The following is a 1,283-nucleotide window of genomic DNA, read 5'->3' on the forward strand; positions in this document are numbered from 1 at the left end:
TGTCATGTCTCGGGACATCGTTGACAGGTGTCCCGAGACATGGTTTACACCTCTAGCCTGTTTTCTGGGCTGTTTCCGCATTTGACGCCGCGGGGTTGGTAGTCGCGGGTCGGATCTAAGACGAGTTTGCGGATGAGGTGGCCGGTGTCGCGGTGTAGGACGCGGATGTCGAGGTCGTTGATCAACACGATGACGTGGGTGCCGCGGCGGCGTTTGGATAGTCCGATGTGGTGCAGGCGGCTGTTGTAGCGGATGGTGATGACGCCGGCGGCGTCGATTCTGTCGTGGCGGACCCGGTAGTGCGGTGGGCTGTGGTAGGTGGTGGGGAAGGCTTTGGGCCTGGCGTTGAACGCTTGCAGCGGTGTGTGTCTGCCCAGGGCGCGATGCGGCCGGATGGTGTTGTAGTAGGTGGCGAACTCGTCGAGTAGGGCTTGGAGCTGGGCGAGGGTGTGCGCGGGGGCGGCGGCGAGGCGTTTTTTCAGGGTTTGGTGCAGGCGTTCGACTTTGCCGCAGGTCTGTGGGTGATAGGGGCGGGAGTTGATGTAGTTGATGCCGAGTTCGCCAAGAATGACTTGTAGGGCGGTGCGGCCGCCGCGTCGGGGGGTGGCGGTGAAGATGGCGCCGTTGTCGGTGAGGACGGCTGCGGGCGTGCCCACGCGGGCGAAGGTGGCGGTGAAGGTTTCGACGACGTGGTGGCCGCCGACGATGGGATAGGCGCGGCTGGCCAGCAGCAGGCGCGAGTGGTCGTCGAGGATGTTGAGGATTTCGACGTCGGTGCCGTCAGCGAGGCGCCAGTGGGTGACGTCGGCTTGCCAGAGTTGGTTGGGTTGGTCGGCGGTGAAACGTTTCCAGGCTGAGCGGGGCCGTTTGTGGGGTTGGGGTGTGACGAATCCGCGTTTGTGCAGGATGCGCCAAATCGTTGATGTGGCAGGGACATTGGTGATGGTGGGGTCGCGGGTCAAGTGCTCGGCGATGGTGGCCGCGCCGGCGTCGTAGCCCTTTTTCGACAGCGACTTGCGCAGCCGTACGATGCGGTCTTCGACCTCGGCGCTGACCGCGTGCCGATGGTGGTGCGGGCGCCGGGAGCGTGGCTCAAAGGCCGCGACCCCGTCGGCGTGGTAGCGGCTGACCAGCTGCTGTACCCAGTAGCGCGAGAGCCCGTAGTCGCGGGCGACCTCGCTTTTGCTGCGCCCTTCGAGCACGACGGCGGTGATGACCAGCTGCGCCTTCGACATGGCTGACCTCCCTGACTTGCAGAGGTGTCAACTATGTCGCGAGACAGC

General features: G+C 64.7%; 1 protein-coding gene. It reads right to left on the minus strand.

Annotation, left to right across the window (positions count from 1 at the left end):
- Window positions 1-44: 44 nt before the first annotated feature.
- Window positions 45-1,235, minus strand: a complete 1,191-nt coding sequence (locus tag BST11_RS26775; RefSeq protein ID WP_083141167.1) for an IS481 family transposase — start codon at window positions 1,233-1,235, stop codon at window positions 45-47.
- Window positions 1,236-1,283 lie beyond the last annotated feature (48 nt).

Origin of the sequence: Mycobacterium alsense, from assembly GCF_002086635.1 — a bacterium.
Classification (GTDB): domain Bacteria; phylum Actinomycetota; class Actinomycetes; order Mycobacteriales; family Mycobacteriaceae; genus Mycobacterium; species Mycobacterium alsense.

What these genes read in the sequence shown, in the direction of transcription:
- BST11_RS26775 (WP_083141167.1), bottom strand. Translation starts at nt 1,235, where the DNA reads ATGTCGAAGGCGCAGCTGGTCATCACCGCCGTCGTGCTCGAAGGGCGC.